This window comes from Devosia rhizoryzae (genome assembly GCF_016698665.1).
GTDB classification, from domain to species: domain Bacteria; phylum Pseudomonadota; class Alphaproteobacteria; order Rhizobiales; family Devosiaceae; genus Devosia; species Devosia rhizoryzae.
In genome coordinates, this window is sequence record NZ_CP068046.1 from 3,314,126 (window position 1) to 3,330,968 (window position 16,843).

11 protein-coding genes are annotated in these 16,843 nt (G+C 60.8%); 1 reads left to right on the plus strand and 10 read right to left on the minus strand.

The features are described 5' to 3' along the window. Window positions 1-57: 57 nt before the first annotated feature. Complete coding sequence (locus JI748_RS16285; RefSeq protein ID WP_201633109.1) at window positions 58-7,176, minus strand: peroxidase family protein; 7,119 nt, start codon at window positions 7,174-7,176, stop codon at window positions 58-60. 211 nt (window positions 7,177-7,387) lie between these two features. Between JI748_RS16285 and JI748_RS16290 the strand changes: the two genes are divergently transcribed. Beyond that, on the plus strand, window positions 7,388-8,785 hold the full coding sequence (locus JI748_RS16290; RefSeq protein WP_201633112.1) for a sensor histidine kinase: 1,398 nt from the start codon (window positions 7,388-7,390) through the stop codon (window positions 8,783-8,785). Here JI748_RS16290 and JI748_RS16295 read toward each other — a convergent pair. From JI748_RS16295 to JI748_RS16335, 9 genes are all read right to left on the minus strand, one after another. Next, on the minus strand, window positions 8,782-9,438 hold the full coding sequence (locus JI748_RS16295) for a response regulator transcription factor (RefSeq protein WP_201633114.1): 657 nt from the start codon (window positions 9,436-9,438) through the stop codon (window positions 8,782-8,784). The two genes, JI748_RS16290 and JI748_RS16295, sit on opposite strands and share 4 nt — an antisense overlap. Before the next feature lie 236 nt (window positions 9,439-9,674). Continuing rightward, on the minus strand, window positions 9,675-10,466 hold the full coding sequence (locus JI748_RS16300; protein WP_201633117.1) for an MOSC domain-containing protein: 792 nt from the start codon (window positions 10,464-10,466) through the stop codon (window positions 9,675-9,677). A 3-nt stretch (window positions 10,467-10,469) separates the two neighbouring features. After that, window positions 10,470-11,306, minus strand: coding sequence for a sugar phosphate isomerase/epimerase family protein (locus tag JI748_RS16305; RefSeq protein ID WP_201633120.1), 837 nt, complete (start codon window positions 11,304-11,306; stop codon window positions 10,470-10,472). Beyond that, window positions 11,303-12,010, minus strand: a complete 708-nt coding sequence (locus JI748_RS16310) for a glutathione S-transferase N-terminal domain-containing protein (protein WP_201633123.1) — start codon at window positions 12,008-12,010, stop codon at window positions 11,303-11,305. Before JI748_RS16310 ends, JI748_RS16305 begins: the two co-directional genes overlap by 4 nt. A 16-nt stretch (window positions 12,011-12,026) precedes the next feature. After that, a complete protein-coding gene (locus tag JI748_RS16315) occupies window positions 12,027-12,806 on the minus strand; it encodes a 6-phosphogluconolactonase (protein ID WP_201633126.1) in 780 nt (259 codons plus the stop codon). Window positions 12,807-12,836: 30 nt separating this feature from the next. Continuing rightward, entirely contained in the window at window positions 12,837-13,922 is a 1,086-nt protein-coding gene (locus tag JI748_RS16320) for a Gfo/Idh/MocA family protein (protein ID WP_201633128.1), read from the minus strand. A 17-nt stretch (window positions 13,923-13,939) separates the two neighbouring features. After that, window positions 13,940-15,022 carry an ABC transporter ATP-binding protein gene (locus JI748_RS16325; RefSeq protein WP_201633131.1) on the minus strand — a complete coding sequence of 361 codons (1,083 nt, stop codon included), beginning with the start codon at window positions 15,020-15,022 and terminating at the stop codon, window positions 13,940-13,942. Window positions 15,023-15,026: 4 nt separating this feature from the next. Continuing rightward, the gene (locus JI748_RS16330) at window positions 15,027-15,947 is read right to left on the minus strand and encodes a carbohydrate ABC transporter permease (RefSeq protein ID WP_201633134.1); all 921 of its coding nucleotides are present in this window, start codon (window positions 15,945-15,947) and stop codon (window positions 15,027-15,029) included. Then, window positions 15,944-16,828, minus strand: coding sequence for a carbohydrate ABC transporter permease (locus JI748_RS16335; RefSeq protein ID WP_201633137.1), 885 nt, complete (start codon window positions 16,826-16,828; stop codon window positions 15,944-15,946). The genes JI748_RS16330 and JI748_RS16335 overlap by 4 nt, the downstream gene beginning before the upstream one ends. Window positions 16,829-16,843 lie beyond the last annotated feature (15 nt).

Below are 16,843 nucleotides of genomic sequence, written 5' to 3' on the forward strand. Positions count from 1 at the left end.
CCCCCCAGGGTAAAACTTGATGCCCGGCCGGCTGGATGCCGGCCGGGCGCCGTCGTGCTAGAGGTTGAAGTCGCTGTTGGTCAGCGTGTGATTGCCCGAGAGGCTGATCCGGAACTCGGCAGCATCGTCGCCGGCCGTGTTGCCCGAGATGACGGTATATTCGCCGTCCTCGCGCACCTCGTGCGCCACCACGATCTGTCCCGGAGCTGTCGCCGACTGGCCTGTGACCAGGGTGAAGCTCTGCTGGCCGGCAAGGCCGGCATTGGCGTCGATCCCCGACAGGTCGATCTTGTCGCCGGTCTCGAAGCCGATGATCGTATCGCCATGTGCAGCGGTGGCCGAACCGAAGACGAAGGTGTCGTTGCCGTCCCCGCCGTCGATGACATTGACGACGTTGCTGGCGACGATCCGGTCATCACCCGAGCCGGTGGTGATGTTCTCGATGCCATAGAGCGTGTCCGTGCCCGACTGGGTGCCCGTGACGCTGCCGCGGCCGTTGACGCCGGTGCCGAGATTGACCGAAAGGTCCGCGGTCAAGGAGCCATAGTCCAGGGTGTCGATGCCGCTGCCACCATCATAGGTGTCGTTACCGTCATCGATCCCGGCGACCATGAGGTCGTTGCCTTCGCCACCAAAGATGGTGTCGTTGCCCAGTCCGCCGGTCAGCAGGTCATCGCCATTTTCGCCGAAGAGCCGGTCGTTGCCCGCATCTCCATAGATCATGTCGGCACCATCGCCGCCGAAGAGGTCGTCGTCGCCATCACCACCGAAGATGATGTCGCGGCCCTCTTCGCCATGGACGAAGTCATTGCCCGCCTCGGCCCGGATGATGTCGGCCGCGGCTCCTGCCAGGATATAATCGTTGCCGGCAAGCCCGAAGATCAGGTCCGCACCGGACGTGCCAGTCAGAAGATCGTCGAGACTGGTCCCCATGATTGCATGGGACGAGCCCGGATTGGCCGGAGCCTGGGGCTCCTCGTCATCATCATCCGTCGAGCAGTCGTCGTCCTCGCCGTCGTGGCCGTTGTCGTCTTCGTCGTGCTCTTCGTCCTCGTGTTCGTCATCATGATGATCGGAGAACTGCGGCAGCCCTTCTGGAGCGACGAAGCAGATCGTGTGCTCGCCGCTGGTCATGGTGGTGACGCCGTTTTCATCGATCTCGATGTCGTAGTCGGCCGAGGTCATCCCTGCAGGCAATTCGACCACATCCTGCGGACGCAGCGTTCCCACGATGGTGTCGTTGCCGCCATTGGTGCGGAAGAGGATGCGATGGGCCGAGGCAAGCGCGGTAATGTCCACCGTGTCGTTGCCGGTCGAGCCGTTGACGGTGATGGTTTCCTCCGACAGGTCGGTCGGCGCGAGATTGCCGATCACCGTAACCTGGTCGTTGCCGCCATTGGTGTCGATGATCAGCTCTTCGATGCCGGTCAGTTCGGCGATGACCTGGCCATCGCGAACAACGACGATCTGCGTTCCCGGCTTGAGGCCGGCGATGCCTGCTGCATCGGCTGCAGCGCGGGCATAGACCACGAAGGTCTCGGCGAAGTTGCTGCCATTGACCCGGAACGTGTCGCCTACTGCACCATTTGTGCCGCCATCGACATAGTCGCGACCGTCTCCGACATTCCAGACGATGGTGTCGTTGCCGGCGCCGGCGAAGACAATGTCGTTGCCGCCACCTGCATCGAAGGTGCTCGACGCAGCATCACCAATCAGAATGTTGTTATTGTTATTCCCATCGACATTGCCGGTGGTGTCGTTAGAGATCGAGACCTGTGCTGTATCGTTGGTGCTGCCCGTGGCGACGTAGTTGAACGTGCCGCCGGAATTGCCGGTTGTCGGATCGGTCACGCTGACCGAGCCATTCGATCGCGAAAGGCCGGTCAATCCATTGGCGCCGCCCACCGAGGTGAAGCTGATTGCGCTGTCCGGATCGATGTCGTTGGCGAGCAGCGCCCATTCCGGAATGACGATCGCATTACCACGAGCGATGTTGGTGATCACCGTATCGTTCTGCGCATTGGTCGGGTCGTTGACGGCCACGACATTCATGGTGGTCACCGCAATATTGGAGTCGCTGACCCCATCGCTAACGGTGACGTGGATAATGCGGTCGATCGTGCTCGGATTCTGCGACGTGTTCTCGAACTCGATCTGGGCAATAGCCGACTGGAAGGTCGCAAGGGTTTCGCCGCCCACAGTGGTCGTGGTCAGGATCATGGTGATGATCCCCGGCACAGTGGTGTCGATGACCCGAGTAATATTGCCGGGCAGGTTGGTCGGCGCGCTGAGCACGTCACTGGCTTGGGCATTGGTCAGGACCACGCGGGCCGAGACGATGCGGTTGCTGTCCTCGACGATCACCGGCGAGCGGGCGATGGCCTGTTCGTTGCCGTCCTCGGTGAAGGTCGTTTCGTAATTCACCGTGGCGGGCGCCGTCTGATAGCTGATCGAGAGGTTGTCTATCGAAACGATGTCGTTGGCATCGTTCATGGCGCTGGCCACAAAGCGGATCTTGGCAGCCGCTGAGAATGGTCCATTGGCCGTATGACTGTAGTCCGTTTCCGCCCCGTTGCCGGTGATCTCGTTCAGCAGAACGAAGTTGACGCCGTCGGCGGCAAATTCGACGCGGACGTTTTCGCCCGCTTCCATGCTATCGGGATTTGCTGAGTAAGTGATGGTCGCGCTCTGGCGGCCCGACAGGTTCAGATCGCGAGTGATTGTCGCGCCATCGCTGGAGCTGCCGCCGTGGAACCGCAGCACATTGGTGCTGAAGATGAGGAGTTGGCTTTCATCGATCCGGATCTGGCCAGCAGCAATGCCACCGCCGTTGTCACCGGTCTCGACCCAGTCGGGACCCCAATTAACGTTGCCAGTGCTGTTGCCCCAACCCCGATTGTCGAAATTATCAGCATAGTTGGCCGTGGTCGGCCCGTTTAGGAAAAGCTCTGGCGGTGTGAACCGCACATCCTGGTCGGCAAAGCGCAGCACTTCGATGTTGAAGAGCCGGTCGGTGCCGTCAGAGACGGGCCGCGGTGCGGTTTCTTCATCGTCGGGGTTGACCGCGTCTTCGTCAAAGCCGGTATGGTCGACAGTGATGCTGCCATCTGCGTTGCGGGTGATGGTGTAGTTGGCAAAGACGTCGGAGAAGACGGCGATGTCCTCGGCTGTATTTCCCACATCCCCATCCACGATCTCGCGGACGATCGACAGCTGCCCGGGATTGACCGTGCGGGTGAACATCAGCGCGTCGAGCGTGCGGCCGCCGAACTGCGCCAGGGCGCCATCGACCAGTTTGCCGTTCACGAGATCGGAGCTCAGGTAGACCTTGGTGGTCATGCCGTCAGCGGTATAGGCGACGTTGTTGATGGTGAACTGGATGCGGACATTGAGCCAGCGGTCGCCATCGATGATGTCGTTGCCGGCCAGACCCTTGATGATGTCGCTGCCGCCGCCGCCGAGCAAAATGTCGGAAGCATCTGCGGTGTCGAGGACGATCTGCTCCTGCACCCCGTTGGCATCCAGCACCGGCTGGCCGTTAGCGTCGACAACCGGGATACGCGTCAGATGTGCCACCAGGGATGCCAGACCATCGATTAGCGCGACGTTCTTCTGCAGCAGGGCGTTGGAGAAGGAGTCGATCGGGCTGTCGGGTCCTGGGATGGCTGCGGTGTTCTGCAGCTCGGCCCGGGCATTGGTCGCATTGTTGCGGCCGGTCAGGACGTCGTTCTTGTCCCAGCCGGAAAGGCCTTCGACGAGGTCGAAGCGATCGCGCAGGATGAAGGCTTCCTGCGTATCAAAGATCGGGATGCCGAGGTCGGAATTGGCGGCGACGGTGTCGCCCTTGTGGATTGCCCAGTCAAACCCGGCCATGCCATTGGAGCGCTGGATGCCCTCGTTCTGGAACATGATGTCGTCGCCGGACTCAGCGTCGTAGTCGGTGTCGCTGCCATTGCCGTTGAGAACGTCGTGACCAATGATGGTCGAGTTGAAGAAGAGGTCGGAATTGTCGCCGGCAAGGGTATCGAACCGCCCGCCGCCTTCGATCCAGTCGTGCCCTTCATTGCCCATCAGGAAATCGCCGCCGTCACCGCCGGCGATGAAGTCGTTATCGAGACCGCCCAGGATGTGCTTGCCGTCCGGGCCGCCGATGATGAAGTCCTGGCCCTCATTGCCGAAGATCAGGCCAAGACCGCTGCCGCCGTGAATGACGTCATTGCCTTCATTGCCGTGGAGGAAGTCGGCAGCGCCGATGTCGGTGCCGGCATTGGTGATGATGTCGTCGCCTTTGCCGCCGAAGATCTTGTCGACGCCATAGCCGCCCTCGAGCGTATCGTTGCCGCCCCGGCCCCAGATGGTGTCATCGCCTTCGCCGGCGGTGATGATATCGTCTTCCTCGGTTCCGCCCATTACGACGTGGTCGCCGCCATGGTAGACGAGGATGTCGGTGTCGCCGTCGCCATCGGTGTCGAGACGCACGACCAATGGCGTCAGGGCGTTGAGGATCGGATCGCTATGGGTTGGATCCGCGCCGATCTGGCGGGACTTGTCGACTTCAAGGGTGAAGTCCGGCGTCGAGAAGATGTCGCCCGGCAAGGCAGATGAGTGTTCATCGCCCAGGTTGGTATTGCGCATGATGATCTCGGAGAGCGAATTGTTCTCGAGTTCATTGAGCAGGTTGAGGCCCTGGACGCGCGACAAGTAATAGAAGCGATCGGCTTCCTGCAGATTTTCCATCTGCAGTTCGAAGACAAAGCTGAAGGTGGAGCCCAGCATACCGCCAAAATCCATCTTCTTTTCGGCAAGCCCGCCGATCCAGAGATCGATATTGCCGAGGCCGGTTTCCTTGTTGGCCCAGGTGCCAGTGGATTTGAGGAAGTCCAGACGATCGGGCGGCACCGTGCCGACGCCGAGGACCAGAGCTGCTGCGGCGGCGCGCTTGGCGTCCAGAGTGGTGGCCGAGGTAATGCTTTCATGCGTGCCATAGGCCGCGATGAAATTGACGATCGAGGCCGGGTTGTTGATGTTGAGCGCGAAATCGACCCAGCTCGTATAGGGCTTTAGCTGGCTGTCATTGCCCGCCATGGCATAAAATTGCGCGCGCGCTTCGTTAAGCGTCGGAAGCCCGACATCGCGGCCTCGGGCGATATTGATTGCCGCCAGATCGAGCGGGATGCCGACCAGTTGGTTGCGCAGCACATTGGTGACGAATTCGTCAATTTCGTTGCCGGCCTGGCGCGACATCCCGCGGATAATGGCGCCGGAGGCCACATCGTGATCAAGCACGCTGCTTCCGCTGCTGCCGACCATGGCAAGCGGGTTGAGGAACCCTTCAAAGAGCGTGATGTCGAAGCTATTGCCGTTGATGTCGATACGATCGATGCTTTCGTTCAGCATCGAATGGCCGAAGCGATAAACCGCATGGGCGAATTCGGCGAAGATTGCCGGATTGATGTCGGCTGAAGGCTCGAACAGGAAGGCGTCGATGTCCGGCTGCATCTTGCGGCCGAATTCTTCGAAGACCAGGTGCTGGTATTCCATTTCGTTGGTGAAACGGCCCACCTGGAACAGGCGCTCGCCATCCCAGACCAGCGCGTCGATTTCTGCCGCAGTGTCGATCTCGGCTAGCGAGGCGATGGGCTTCAGCAACCATTGGTTGATGAAGGCAAGGTCGCCGCTTTCCAGCACGACTTCCTTGGTCTGCTCGACAATGCTGTTGTGCTCGGAGTGGAACACATGGTGAATGGCGGTGAGGCCAATGTTCTCGTTGCCGCGGCCGTCGCCCGTAATGTAGTGGGCGTCGAGCATTTCATTGTCATAGTGGGTCTGCTGGCCACGGGAATTGATGCCGCCCGCAGTGCCGTCGGCGTTGAAATAACCGACGCCGTTGTCGCCGTCTGCCTGCAGGACGCCTCCTGCTACAACCGGCACGGCCGCATGGGCGATATCATCGAGGAAGGCATTGGGGGTGCGGATTGCGCCGGCAGTGGTGGGATTGACCGGTGCCGTTGGCGTACCGGAAACCACGATGTCATCGGCGGTGTTTGGAGTGTTGTCGGCACCTATGCCGACGATCAGCTGGGCATAGCCCTGGCTGTTTGGAATGAAGTTGCCATAGGCGTCGGTGCGCAACAGCGGCACCTTGCCGACATCGGCGTCGGTGAGCTGGATGCCCAGCATCAGCGCCTGTTCCTTGACATCAGCCCAAGTGGCGAGCCCGCCATTCTTGCCTTCCAGCAGGTGCCCGGTCGCTACCGGCTTGCCCTCATGAAGTGTGTATTCACGCAGGAAGGTCTGGTGCGAAGCGTGCGACGTATAAGTCTGGTTCTGGTCGACCCAGGGCGTCGTCACATTGGTGGCGTTGGTCGAAACGCGCGTCAGCACCATGAAGTTTGAATGGCTGCCTTCCACATAAAGCGGGTCATCGGGGGACAGAGGGATGTAAACCGTGCCGTTGCCGCCCTTCTGCACCAAGTCGAGACCGTGGTCGAAGAACTGGCCAAACAGCGTGAACATCGAGTTGTAGGGCGCCGAGTCGCCGATATCGGGCGAAATGTTCTCGAATGTGTAGCTCATCACCGGGCTGCCGGCGGTGACCAGCACTTCGCCATTGAACCCTAGGACATCAGCGGTGTGGAGCACCGGGGTGCCCTGAGGCGTCAGCATCGGCGTCGCTGTGGCCTTACCCTCAAGGACCATGGCATTATAGACTTCGACCGCAGCCGGGTTGTTGCTGGTCTGGTCGACGATGAGATTGGAAATCAGGCGCGGATCGGCGTCGACCACGGTGCCGTTGGGCAACATGGGGCTGCCTGACGGCGTGCCGGGATTGGAAGCATAATTGTTGTTGGTCAGCCAAACCGGATTATTCGGGGTGCCGAACATCAACGCGTCATCGCCCTCGTTGATGTGGTTCGGTTCGACCAGCGGCACGAAGGGCTGCGCTGCGGCGCCCCATTCCTCACGGCCGTCGATGAGGTTGTTGTAGCTGCCATCTACCGTGCGAAGACCATAGGGGAGAAGATGAGGCTGCAATGCTGCGCCCGGCGCGGCATTCGGGTCAACCCCGCCAGCCTCGGCCACGAGCTTGGCCAAATCCTCGCCACCAGCATGTGCCTCGGCAATCTTGATTTGCTTGAGAATGAATTCCAGATCGTGCTTGACCAGATTGACCATTTACCTTTTCCCCCTGGCTGTTGTTAACGGGCACGCCGAAAACAAATTCGGCCATCCGAGACATGCCGCCTACTAAGTCGAAGAAAAGGGTGGTTTGATATATCGGAAGGTACTTCGATTATTCGGTACTTTGGGTCCGGCGGAGGTGAGTACTTTGAGCCGAGCATTAACAGTACTAAGGTCCGTTGGACGTCTGACTGATCCACGCCGGATGAGCCTTGCCCTGCAGTTCACTATCGTGGGCGCCATCGTCACCATTGCCGCCATGACCGTGCTCGGCCTCTGGGTGGCAGACAACACACGCAACGGCATGCTGCGCAGTTCGGCTTTTGCAAGCGCCATCCTGATGAAGAGCGTTTTTTCTCCCTATGTCTCGGCCATTGCTGCGACCGGTACGATCACGCCGGAACAGAAAGACGAACTCGATCAACTCTATGCCCAAACCCTGTCCGATGCCGGCCTGTGGTCGATCAAGCTCTGGAACCCGCAAGGCGACATCGTCTATCTCTCAAACGAAGTGCTGATCCCCGAAGAAGTTGGCCCCGGCCGTATCGCCCGGGCAGCGGCGGGTGAAATCGTCGTCAATTTCGAAGAGGGATATAACCACCCGGACCTGCGCACGCCGTTCATCGAAATCTACGTGCCGCTCTACGCTGATGGCTTCAGCTCGGTCACTGCCGTTGGCGAGTTCCACCAGGAAGCCTCGATCCTGCAATCCGCCGTCGCCGAGTCCTATGCGCGCTCCTGGATGGAGGTCGGTATCGTCGGCCTTGCGATGATCGTGACCCTTTACGCCGTGGTGCTTCGCGGCAGCCGCACCATCGTTCGCCAGCAAACCGCTCTGCAGGCGGCGGCGCGCCTTTCAGCAGACTCGGCGCGCCAGAACGAGCAATTGCGTATCGACTCCGACGAAACCCGCCTCCGCGCGGCCGAAGTCAATGAACAGCTCCTCGGTCGCGTTGGCGCCGACCTGCATGATGGCCCCATACAGGTCTTGAGCGTCCTCAACTTCAAGCTCACCCATTTGCTTTCGAGCAAAAGCAAGGGTCAGCAAGATGCCTGGAAAGACCCGGCACTGATCGAAACCAGGCTTCGCAACAGCCTCGATGGTCTGATTGGTCTGGCGAGCCAGGCGCTCGAAGAACTTCGTGGCATCTCCGCCGATCTGGTTCTGCCCGAATTGGCCGATCTGACCATCGACGGCACGATCGCCCTGGCAGTCTCCCGCCACGAGGCACTCACCGGTCTGGCCGTACAGTACTGGCCGGCCAGCGTGCCTCCGCACGCCTCGCATCTTATCAAGACCTGCATCTATCGGGTTGTGCAGGAAGCGCTAAACAATTCGGCCCGCTATGCCGGGGGCAGGGGACAAAAGGTCACCGCCGCGGCGGACGGCGCTGAAATCGTCCTCGAAATCTCGGATAGTGGACCGGGCATGGGACAGGTCAGGGTCGAGAGCGAAGATCGCCGGGGCCTTGGCCTCCTTGGCATGACCAATCGGATCAACGCTGTCGGTGGCGCCCTCGAAATTACCGCGCCCCCCGGCGGAGGCACGCTCATCCGCGCCACCATTCCCTTGGCCGGTGTCGAAACCCCCAACTGGCCTTAGTTGAAATCCTTGAGCTTTCGAGCCGCGATGACGACCTCGACCCGGTTGCGCGCATTGAGCTTGATCATCAGCGAAGACATGTAATTCTTGATAGTCTGCTCGCCTACGGACAGGGCCAACGCAATCTCCTTATTGGTCTTGGCCTCAAGCAGATGCTTGATGATCTGCTGCTCGCGCACATTGAGCCGGATTTCGCTTACTGGCCCGCGCGACTTGTCGCGTAACAGCGCCATGACCTCGCCAAAATACTTCCGCGTGACATAGAGCTCGCCCCGCAGCACAGATTGCACGGCTTCGAAGAGATCATCGAAGCTGTTCCCCTTGAGCACGAAGCCCATCGCCCCCGCATCGAGCACCTTGATCGCCGATTGCACGCTCGAATAAGCGGTCAGCACCACAACCTTGGTGGGCGCGGCCTTGGTGGTGATCTCCCTGATCGCCTGGACCACGTCCCCTGGCATGCTAAGATCGATGAATATGACATCCGGCCGATATTGCATCGCCAGCGCTGTCGCTTCATCGGCGGTCGCACCCACCCCGATAACCTCGAAATCAGTCTCGTCGGAAAAGATCGATGTCATGCCGTGGAGAACAGCAGGGTGATCGTCCACGAAGGCCAGACTGATCGGACGTTGCTTTGTTTCTGTTTCCATCAAGGCCTCCCTGACCACCCCGTGAAAAACACCTGAGACGGTAAGGCAGAGTCAATTACGAAGGTCTGACGGAATGCTCAGGATGGCGCGAAAGAACTGGTAAGAGCCGTTCCCAATTCTGTGCGGACCCGCTCACCCGCATAAGCTGAGGCCTATATTGGCTTCCTGAGGTGGCGATAAAGCCTTTGAGATACCGGATGGTGCGCAAAAACAGAGGGGCAAGGGGGGGCAGACGGTCATGTCGTCGCCAGTATGGCATCCCTGGCTATGTCGCCTCGCGTGAGAGCACTTCCTTGTGCGCGGCCATACATGCCGAAGCTGGCCGGCTTGCTGGTTTGGCGCTCCTTGCTCATCGTGCCGATCAGTTTTAGCGGCTGACGCTGACGTGTCGCGTCGAGGCGGCTGATGTTGGGCAGTTCGCAGCGAATACAGGGCTCGACCATGTGAATAGCGGCATCGGTAAATGTGAGCGCGGAGCAGCGTTCTTCAGCAAAGGCTTCGTGGTAGCCGCCCAGCACAACATTTGGTCGAAGACGCTCGACTTCGATTGGGGCATGGGCAAGCTCAGCCATGCGCTTGTTCAGTACCTCAAGAGAGCGCAGCGAAACCGTGTGTACGGGGTTGAGCCCGCCCCAGCGATGCGCCAGTCCGCCGATGCGCACCAAACGGCAGGAGTGGTTCAAGAAGGCGGAAAGCCACGCCGCCGCATCGGTGCCGGCATCGACGGAATCGAACTCATAGCCATATTGCGTGATCGCCATCGGAGTGCCCGGGTACTCGCGGTCGATGGTAATGCTGTCACCGTCCGGCTGACGTAAGGTCAGGTGGCCGCTCTCAAGTGTGGCGCTCAGCAGCGTCATGCGCGGCAGGTCGCCCTGCCACAGCATCTTGCCGTCAAGATCAACCACCAGCCACTCCCGGTCGCCGGCAAAGGAGCCGCCCTCGGTGATTGTCACCTGGCTCACCTTCATGCCGCCCAGGGACTTGACCGGGTAGATCCAGAGGTCGGCGATCGAAAAATCATTCATGCGTCAGTGACCGTAATGATCTTCCAGCGCCCTGATCTCCATGCGCAGGCCCGTCCATTCGTCGGACGGGTGATCGGCGTCGTAGATCAGGGTGAAGTTGCCCTGGTAGCCAGCGTCATCGGCGATGGTCAGCACCCGCTCGAGATCGTGCTGGTCGAGTTTGCCATCGGCAAAAACCGGGTTGAGGTAGCAGAGTTCGGCGGGGGGGAAAATGCCGGCGAGATCGGCGTATTTGCGCTCCCCCCGCCAGTTGCCCGTGTCGACATTGAGCCCCACCGCACCGTCGAGCTTGCCGAACAGCGTGTGGACATCCCCAGGACGATCAAGCAGATCGAACCAGTTCTCAACGAGGATGCGGACCGCGGAGCCGCTGTTGCGCTGCGCCAGGGTTCGCAGGTGCTGCGCGGAACGCTCCAATGCTTCAGGGCTTGCTGGCTGGCGGCCGGCGATGACGCGGGCAAATTTTGCGCCAAGCCGTTCAGCGATTTCGAGCCAGTGGCTTGTCCAGTCGAGATCGCGCTGGCCATTGACTGGGTCGGTGATGTCGCCGGCATCGATCTGCAACATCTGCAAGGCGACGTCGGAGGTGGCCAGAGAGGCTCTCAGCTCATCGAGGTAGATGGGGTCGAGGCTGCGCAGATGGAACGAACAGATATCGACCAGTCCGATGTCGAGGTGACGCCGCAGTGCCGAGGGAACGCCGAGCAGCGAATCCTCGCCTTCGCCCCAGGTTGGCTCGCCCTCGGGCACGGCCAGTGTCACCAGATCATGCGGATAGCTGACGCCAAGGTATCGATGCAGCGACCAGGTGGAAACGGCAATGCGCTCGCGGATGCTCATTTGGCGCGCTGTCCGAACAGCACTGCCTGGGCATCCTTGTCTTCGGCCAGGTTGGGGATCGACGCTTCATCGATGTTGATGGCGTAGGCGCGCTGGATGGCAGGCCGCGCATTTACCGCTTCGCGCCAGCGCATGACGTTGGGGAAGTCGGCCGGGTCCATGGTCTGGCGCTCGAGATCGTTGGCCCAGCCGATAGTGGCGATGTCTGCGATCGAGTAATCCCCGGCGATATAGTCGCGCTCTTCGAGCTGCCGATTCAGCACGCCGTAAAGCCGATGCGTCTCATTGACGTAGCGGTTGATTGCGTAAGGCACCTTTTCCGGCGCGTAATGGACGAAATGATTGTTCTGTCCCAGCATCGGGCCGAAGCCGCCGACCTGCCAGAAGAGCCACTCGTCAACTTTGGTCTTTGCGCGCAGCTCGGCAGGGTAGAATTGGCCGAACTTGCTGCCGAGATACTGAAGGATCGCCCCGGATTCAAAGATCGAGATCGGCGCGCCATCCGAGCCTTCGGGATCGACGATGGCCGGGATCTTATTGTTGGGGGAGATGGCCAAAAACTCGGGCTTCAGCTGGTCGCCCTTGCCGATATGGATGACGCGAATGGTGTAGGGAACGCCCAGTTCCTCGAGCATCATCGAGACCTTGTGGCCGTTGGGCGTGCGGAAATAATAAAGCGCGATCGGCTGGGTCTGGGTGACCATGGGAGGCGTCCTCAGCTTATTGGGCAGCGGCCTGATCGGCCAGGATTTCGGGTTTGGCGACGAGATGGATCACCGTTGCCGGCCACTCTTCGTCATAGCCGGAAGCGGCGATGATGCGGCGGAATGCTTCCCGCTTGCCCTCGCCGAGCAGGATCATGCCTGCCGCACGTGCCTTGGCAATGGTGCCGACACCCACAGAAACGCCCTGCAGCGGCACTTCGGAAAGGTCGCGGAACTGCGGAAAGGTCAGGAGATTGTCACGTCGCGTTTGTTCGGCGAGCGTCACGATGCGCGAGCCGCCATCGGCCGGACTATTGGGCGGGTTGAAGGCCACGTGGCCGTCTCCAGCGCCCGAAGCGAGGAGGAAATAGTCAACGCCACCGGCCGCTTCGATGCGGGCATCATATTGATCGGCACGATCGGGGTCGGGGAACCAGATATTTTCTTCGGTCAGCTGCCACTCAGCGGGGAGAGCGGCGTTCAGCTGGTCGGCAATATCGGCGCGCGCGAAGCGGTGGCAGGAGAAATGCGCATCCGCCGGCGCATTGGTGGGGCGGCCATCGGCTGCGGTGACGAGGTATTCGTCCATCATCACCAGCACCAGGTTGGAAATGTCTTGCGGCGCTTGAGCCAGAAGCGCGGCCATTTGATCATAAACTGGCTTGGGGGAGCGCCCCGACGGGCAGCCGAGCAGGAAACGGCGACCGTCCGCGCGTGCGTCGGCGATGCCGTTCAGAAGCTTCCGTGCCAGGTGATGGCCAAGGCTTTCGGCATCGGGGAAAATTTGCGGGGTCATGACAGTCCGTTCGTTTGGGCGGCAGGCAGGCTAGCGCAGGGAGATGGTCTTTGGCTGGCGAGTAGAGGCCACTTCATAGAGCGCAGCGATACAGGCGAAGTTGAAACGCAGGCGGTGCTGGCTCAGCGCCAAGCTTGGGCGCCCCTGCACGAGGTCGACGAAGCTATGAAGGGGCATGCTGTTCCAGGCGTCGGCTGTGCCGAGCTCGAAACGCTCAGTGGTAGCGACGGCGCGTCCCTCCGTATCGGTGTGGGTGGTGAGGCTCATCACCCGGTCATGCTGAAAGCCGACCCAGTTCCACGCTATGCTGGCCGTCGCGCCATCGAGCTCCATGATGTCGCGTTCCTGGCCGTGCAGGCCGTTGCCACGCTCATAGGCGAGGTTGAAGACGGTACCATCCTCGAGCGTCACCAGCATGCTGGCGCCGGCATGGGACTCGACGTCAAAAGGAACGTCCTGCGGGTCGAGCGCTGTGGACGGCGCCGCGATCCAGGCATTGAGAATTTCTATTTTGCTGGGGCGGATGACATCGAACAGCGTGGTGAAATCGTAGACGCCCCAATCGAGCAAGGCGCCGCCACCGCTTTTTTCGCGATGCAGGAACCACTTGCTGCTCGGCTGATATTCAACGCCCGGACGGCTGCGGCTCCGCCGATTGATCAGTGTGCCGTGGTAGATCTTGCCAAGCTGCCCCGAGCGGAGGATCTCCCGCGCCCGTTCCAGCTGCGGCTGGCCGAGGAACCGCACACTGCAATCACCCAGATGCTTGCCGGCGCGCTGCGCGGCCTCGAGCATGCTGTCGAGTTCGGCAAGATCGCGTCCCAACGGCTTTTCGCAAAGCACATGGCGGCCCGAAGCAAAGCCCTTGAGAGTCATCGGCGCATGCAGCCACGGCGGCACTGCAACCACGACAATATCGTCGGGCTCGGCCGCCATGCTCAACATCTCGTCGGCATCGGCAAAGGCCGTGGCATCGGGATTGACCGCGGTGAAAGCCTCCAACGCCTCAGCACTCGGATCGGCCACAAAGAGCACGATATCGTCTAACGCGCGCGACGCTGCGGCATGAGCCCGGGCAATGACGCCGGCGCCTATAATGAAAAGTCGTTGAGCCATCGTAGTCCCCGACGTGCCTAGAGGCGCCGTTCTGTTGCTTTGGAAAAGAGCGAAATCTGCCGGAGGTCAAAGCTCAGCGACACCTCGCGGCCCAGCCCGCGCGCTGCTTCCGGGGTGAGGCGCGCTGCCATGCGCTTGTTGGCAAGCTCGAACCAGGCCAGCGTATCGGCGCCCAGCGGTTCGACAACCAGAATAGGCGCCCTGATGGCAAAGGCCGCATCTGGCGCGTCGATAAGAACATGCTCCGGACGTATGCCGAGCACGATCTCTTCCCCATCGGCCGGGGAAGCGAGGAACGGGTAATTGTCAACCGGCACCGTGTGGCCCTCGATGGTGGCGGTGAGGCCGGCGGCAGTCTTTTGCAGCCGGGCAGGCAGCAGGTTCATTGGCGGGGAGCCGACGAAGTCAGCGACGAAGAGGCTGGCGGGGCGGTTATAGACCTCATCGGGCGAAGCATATTGTTCGATCACGCCGCCATGCATCACCGCGATGCGGGTGGCCAGCGTCATGGCTTCGACCTGGTCATGGGTCACATAGATGAAGGTTACCCCGAGCTTTTGGTGGAGGTTCTTGATCTCCACGCGCATCTCGGTGCGCAGCTTGGCATCAAGGTTGGACAGCGGCTCGTCGAAGAGAAAAAGGTCGGCCTTTCGCACCAGAGCGCGGCCGATGGCGATGCGCTGGCGCTGGCCACCGGAGAGCTGGGACGGCTTGCGATCGAGCAGTGGCTCGATCTGGAGAAGCTGGGCTGCCCATTGCACGCGCTCGACGATCTCGGCCTTGGGCGTCTTGGCGACTTCGAGCCCGAACGACATGTTCTGCCGCACGGTCATGTTGGGATAGAGCGCATAGGACTGGAACACCATGCCGATATTGCGCTCGGCCGGTTCGTAATCGGTGACGTCCTCGCCGTCGAAGAGGATGCGTCCGCTCTGCAGATCATCCAGGCCGGCGATGGAGGCGAGCAAAGTGGATTTGCCGCATCCAGATGGTCCAAGCAGCACGGCGAACTCGCCCGGCTGCACGTCGAGCGAAACGTCCTTGAGCACGGTCAGAGCGCCGTAGCTGCGGCGGACTTTGTCGATGGTTACACCAGCCATGGGATCATCCTTTCACCGCGCCAGCGGTGATGCCGCGGACGAAATAGCGTCCGGAGAAGAGGTAGAGGAGCAGCGGCGGCAGTGCCGTGAGCAGGGTCGCCGCCATGTTGACGTTGTATTCGGGCAGACCGATCCTGGTGCCGACCAAGGTGGCGAGCTCCACCGTCATCGGCAGGTTTTCGCGGCCGGCGAAGATCAGGCTCAGAAGGTAGTCGTTCCAGACGCCGGTCAGCGACAGGATCAGTGCCACGACGATGATATTCTGGCTCATCGGCAAGATGATGCGGAAGAAGATAGTGAAGAACCCGGCGCCGTCGACGCGGGCGGCCTTGATCAGCTCGGGGGGTAGCGAGACGTAGAAGTTGCGGAAGATCAGCGTCAGGATCGGCAGACCGAAGAGCACGTGGACGATGATCACCGCCGGCAGGGTGCCATAGATGCCGGCCATCGAAGCCATGCGCACTAGGGGATAGATCATGACCTGGAAGGGGATGAAGGCGCCCAGCATCAGGAGCGCCAGCATGGCGCCGCTCCATTTGATCCGCCATTGCGACAGGGCATAGCCGTTGATCGCTGCAATCAGGATCGAAAGAAAGGTCGATGGGACCATGATCTTGATCGAATTCCAGACCCCGCCGCTGATGCCGTCGCATTCGCGGCCGATACAGGCAGTGCTCCAGGCCTTCACCCAAGCTGAGAAATCGAGCGCCTGCGGCAGGTCAAAGATCGAGCCGGAGCGGATTTCCTCGGCTGTCTTGAGCGAGGTGGAGATCATGATGAAGAGCGGGATGGCGAAGAACAGCGCCGCGATGATCAGAAAGGCATAGATGCCGATCTGGCCGATCTCGGCCGAGGTCTTGCGCTTGCGGCGGCGGACGGCAATGGGGTGTCCGGTGGCTGCTGTATCGAGCGTTTGCACGGTCATGCTTCAACCACCTTGCGACGGCCGAGCAAGGCCGAGATCCCGAGAATTGCGAGAACCGACAGCAGCATCAGCACTGCAGCCGCCGAGGCGCGGCCGATATTGGCACGGTCGAAAAGATTGTCGACCACGAACTTGGCCGGAACGTCGGTGGCATAGCCTGGTCCGCCGCCGGTCATGGCGACAATCAGCTCATAGCTCTTGATGACGTCCATCGAGAGCAGCACGACGCAGGTGACGATTACGGGCTTGAGCATCGGCAGGATCACCCGGCGATACATGGTGGTCTTGGGAATGCCTTCGACCCGCGCGGCGCGCCAGATTTCTCCGTCGACCGAGCGCAGGCCGGCAAACATGATCGCCATCATCAGCCCGGCCGCGTGCCAGACGCCGGCGATCACCAGCGTATAGATGGCCATGTCCGGACGGGTCAGCCAGTCGAAAGTAAAATCGGACACGCCCATGTCACGCACGAATTGCTGCAGGCCCGTGGTGGGATTGAGGAACCACTGCCAGGCAAGGCCGGTGACGATGAAGCTAAGGGCGATCGGATAAAGGAAAATGGTCTGGAAGACGTTCTGCGCGCGGATGCCTTGATCGAGCGCTATGGCGAGGAGGGTGCCAAAGGCCAGTGAACAGGCAATGTAAAGGAAGCCGAACACGAACATATTGGTGTAGGCCGTGTGCCAGCGGTCCATGCCGAACAGTTTGATATACTGGTCGAAGCCGGCAAAGTTATATTGCGGCAGCATGCCCGACGTCGTGAACGAAATCACAAAGGTCCAGAGTATCGAGCCATAAAAGCCTATCGCGCAGAGCAGGATGGTCGGTACCAGCACGAGCTTGGCGACCGTCTGCGCGGTTAATTTCCGTTGCCTGGCCATGAATACCTCTAAGGG

Coding starts and splice junctions, on each gene's coding strand:
- JI748_RS16285 (WP_201633109.1), bottom strand. CDS start 7,176: ATGGTCAATCTGGTCAAGCACGATCTGGAATTCATTCTCAAGCAAATC.
- JI748_RS16290 (WP_201633112.1), top strand. CDS start 7,388: ATGAGCCTTGCCCTGCAGTTCACTATCGTGGGCGCCATCGTCACCATT.
- JI748_RS16295 (WP_201633114.1), bottom strand. CDS start 9,438: ATGGAAACAGAAACAAAGCAACGTCCGATCAGTCTGGCCTTCGTGGAC.
- JI748_RS16300 (WP_201633117.1), bottom strand. CDS start 10,466: ATGAATGATTTTTCGATCGCCGACCTCTGGATCTACCCGGTCAAGTCC.
- JI748_RS16305 (WP_201633120.1), bottom strand. CDS start 11,306: ATGAGCATCCGCGAGCGCATTGCCGTTTCCACCTGGTCGCTGCATCGA.
- JI748_RS16310 (WP_201633123.1), bottom strand. CDS start 12,010: ATGGTCACCCAGACCCAGCCGATCGCGCTTTATTATTTCCGCACGCCC.
- JI748_RS16315 (WP_201633126.1), bottom strand. CDS start 12,806: ATGACCCCGCAAATTTTCCCCGATGCCGAAAGCCTTGGCCATCACCTG.
- JI748_RS16320 (WP_201633128.1), bottom strand. CDS start 13,922: ATGGCTCAACGACTTTTCATTATAGGCGCCGGCGTCATTGCCCGGGCT.
- JI748_RS16325 (WP_201633131.1), bottom strand. CDS start 15,022: ATGGCTGGTGTAACCATCGACAAAGTCCGCCGCAGCTACGGCGCTCTG.
- JI748_RS16330 (WP_201633134.1), bottom strand. CDS start 15,947: ATGACCGTGCAAACGCTCGATACAGCAGCCACCGGACACCCCATTGCC.
- JI748_RS16335 (WP_201633137.1), bottom strand. CDS start 16,828: ATGGCCAGGCAACGGAAATTAACCGCGCAGACGGTCGCCAAGCTCGTG.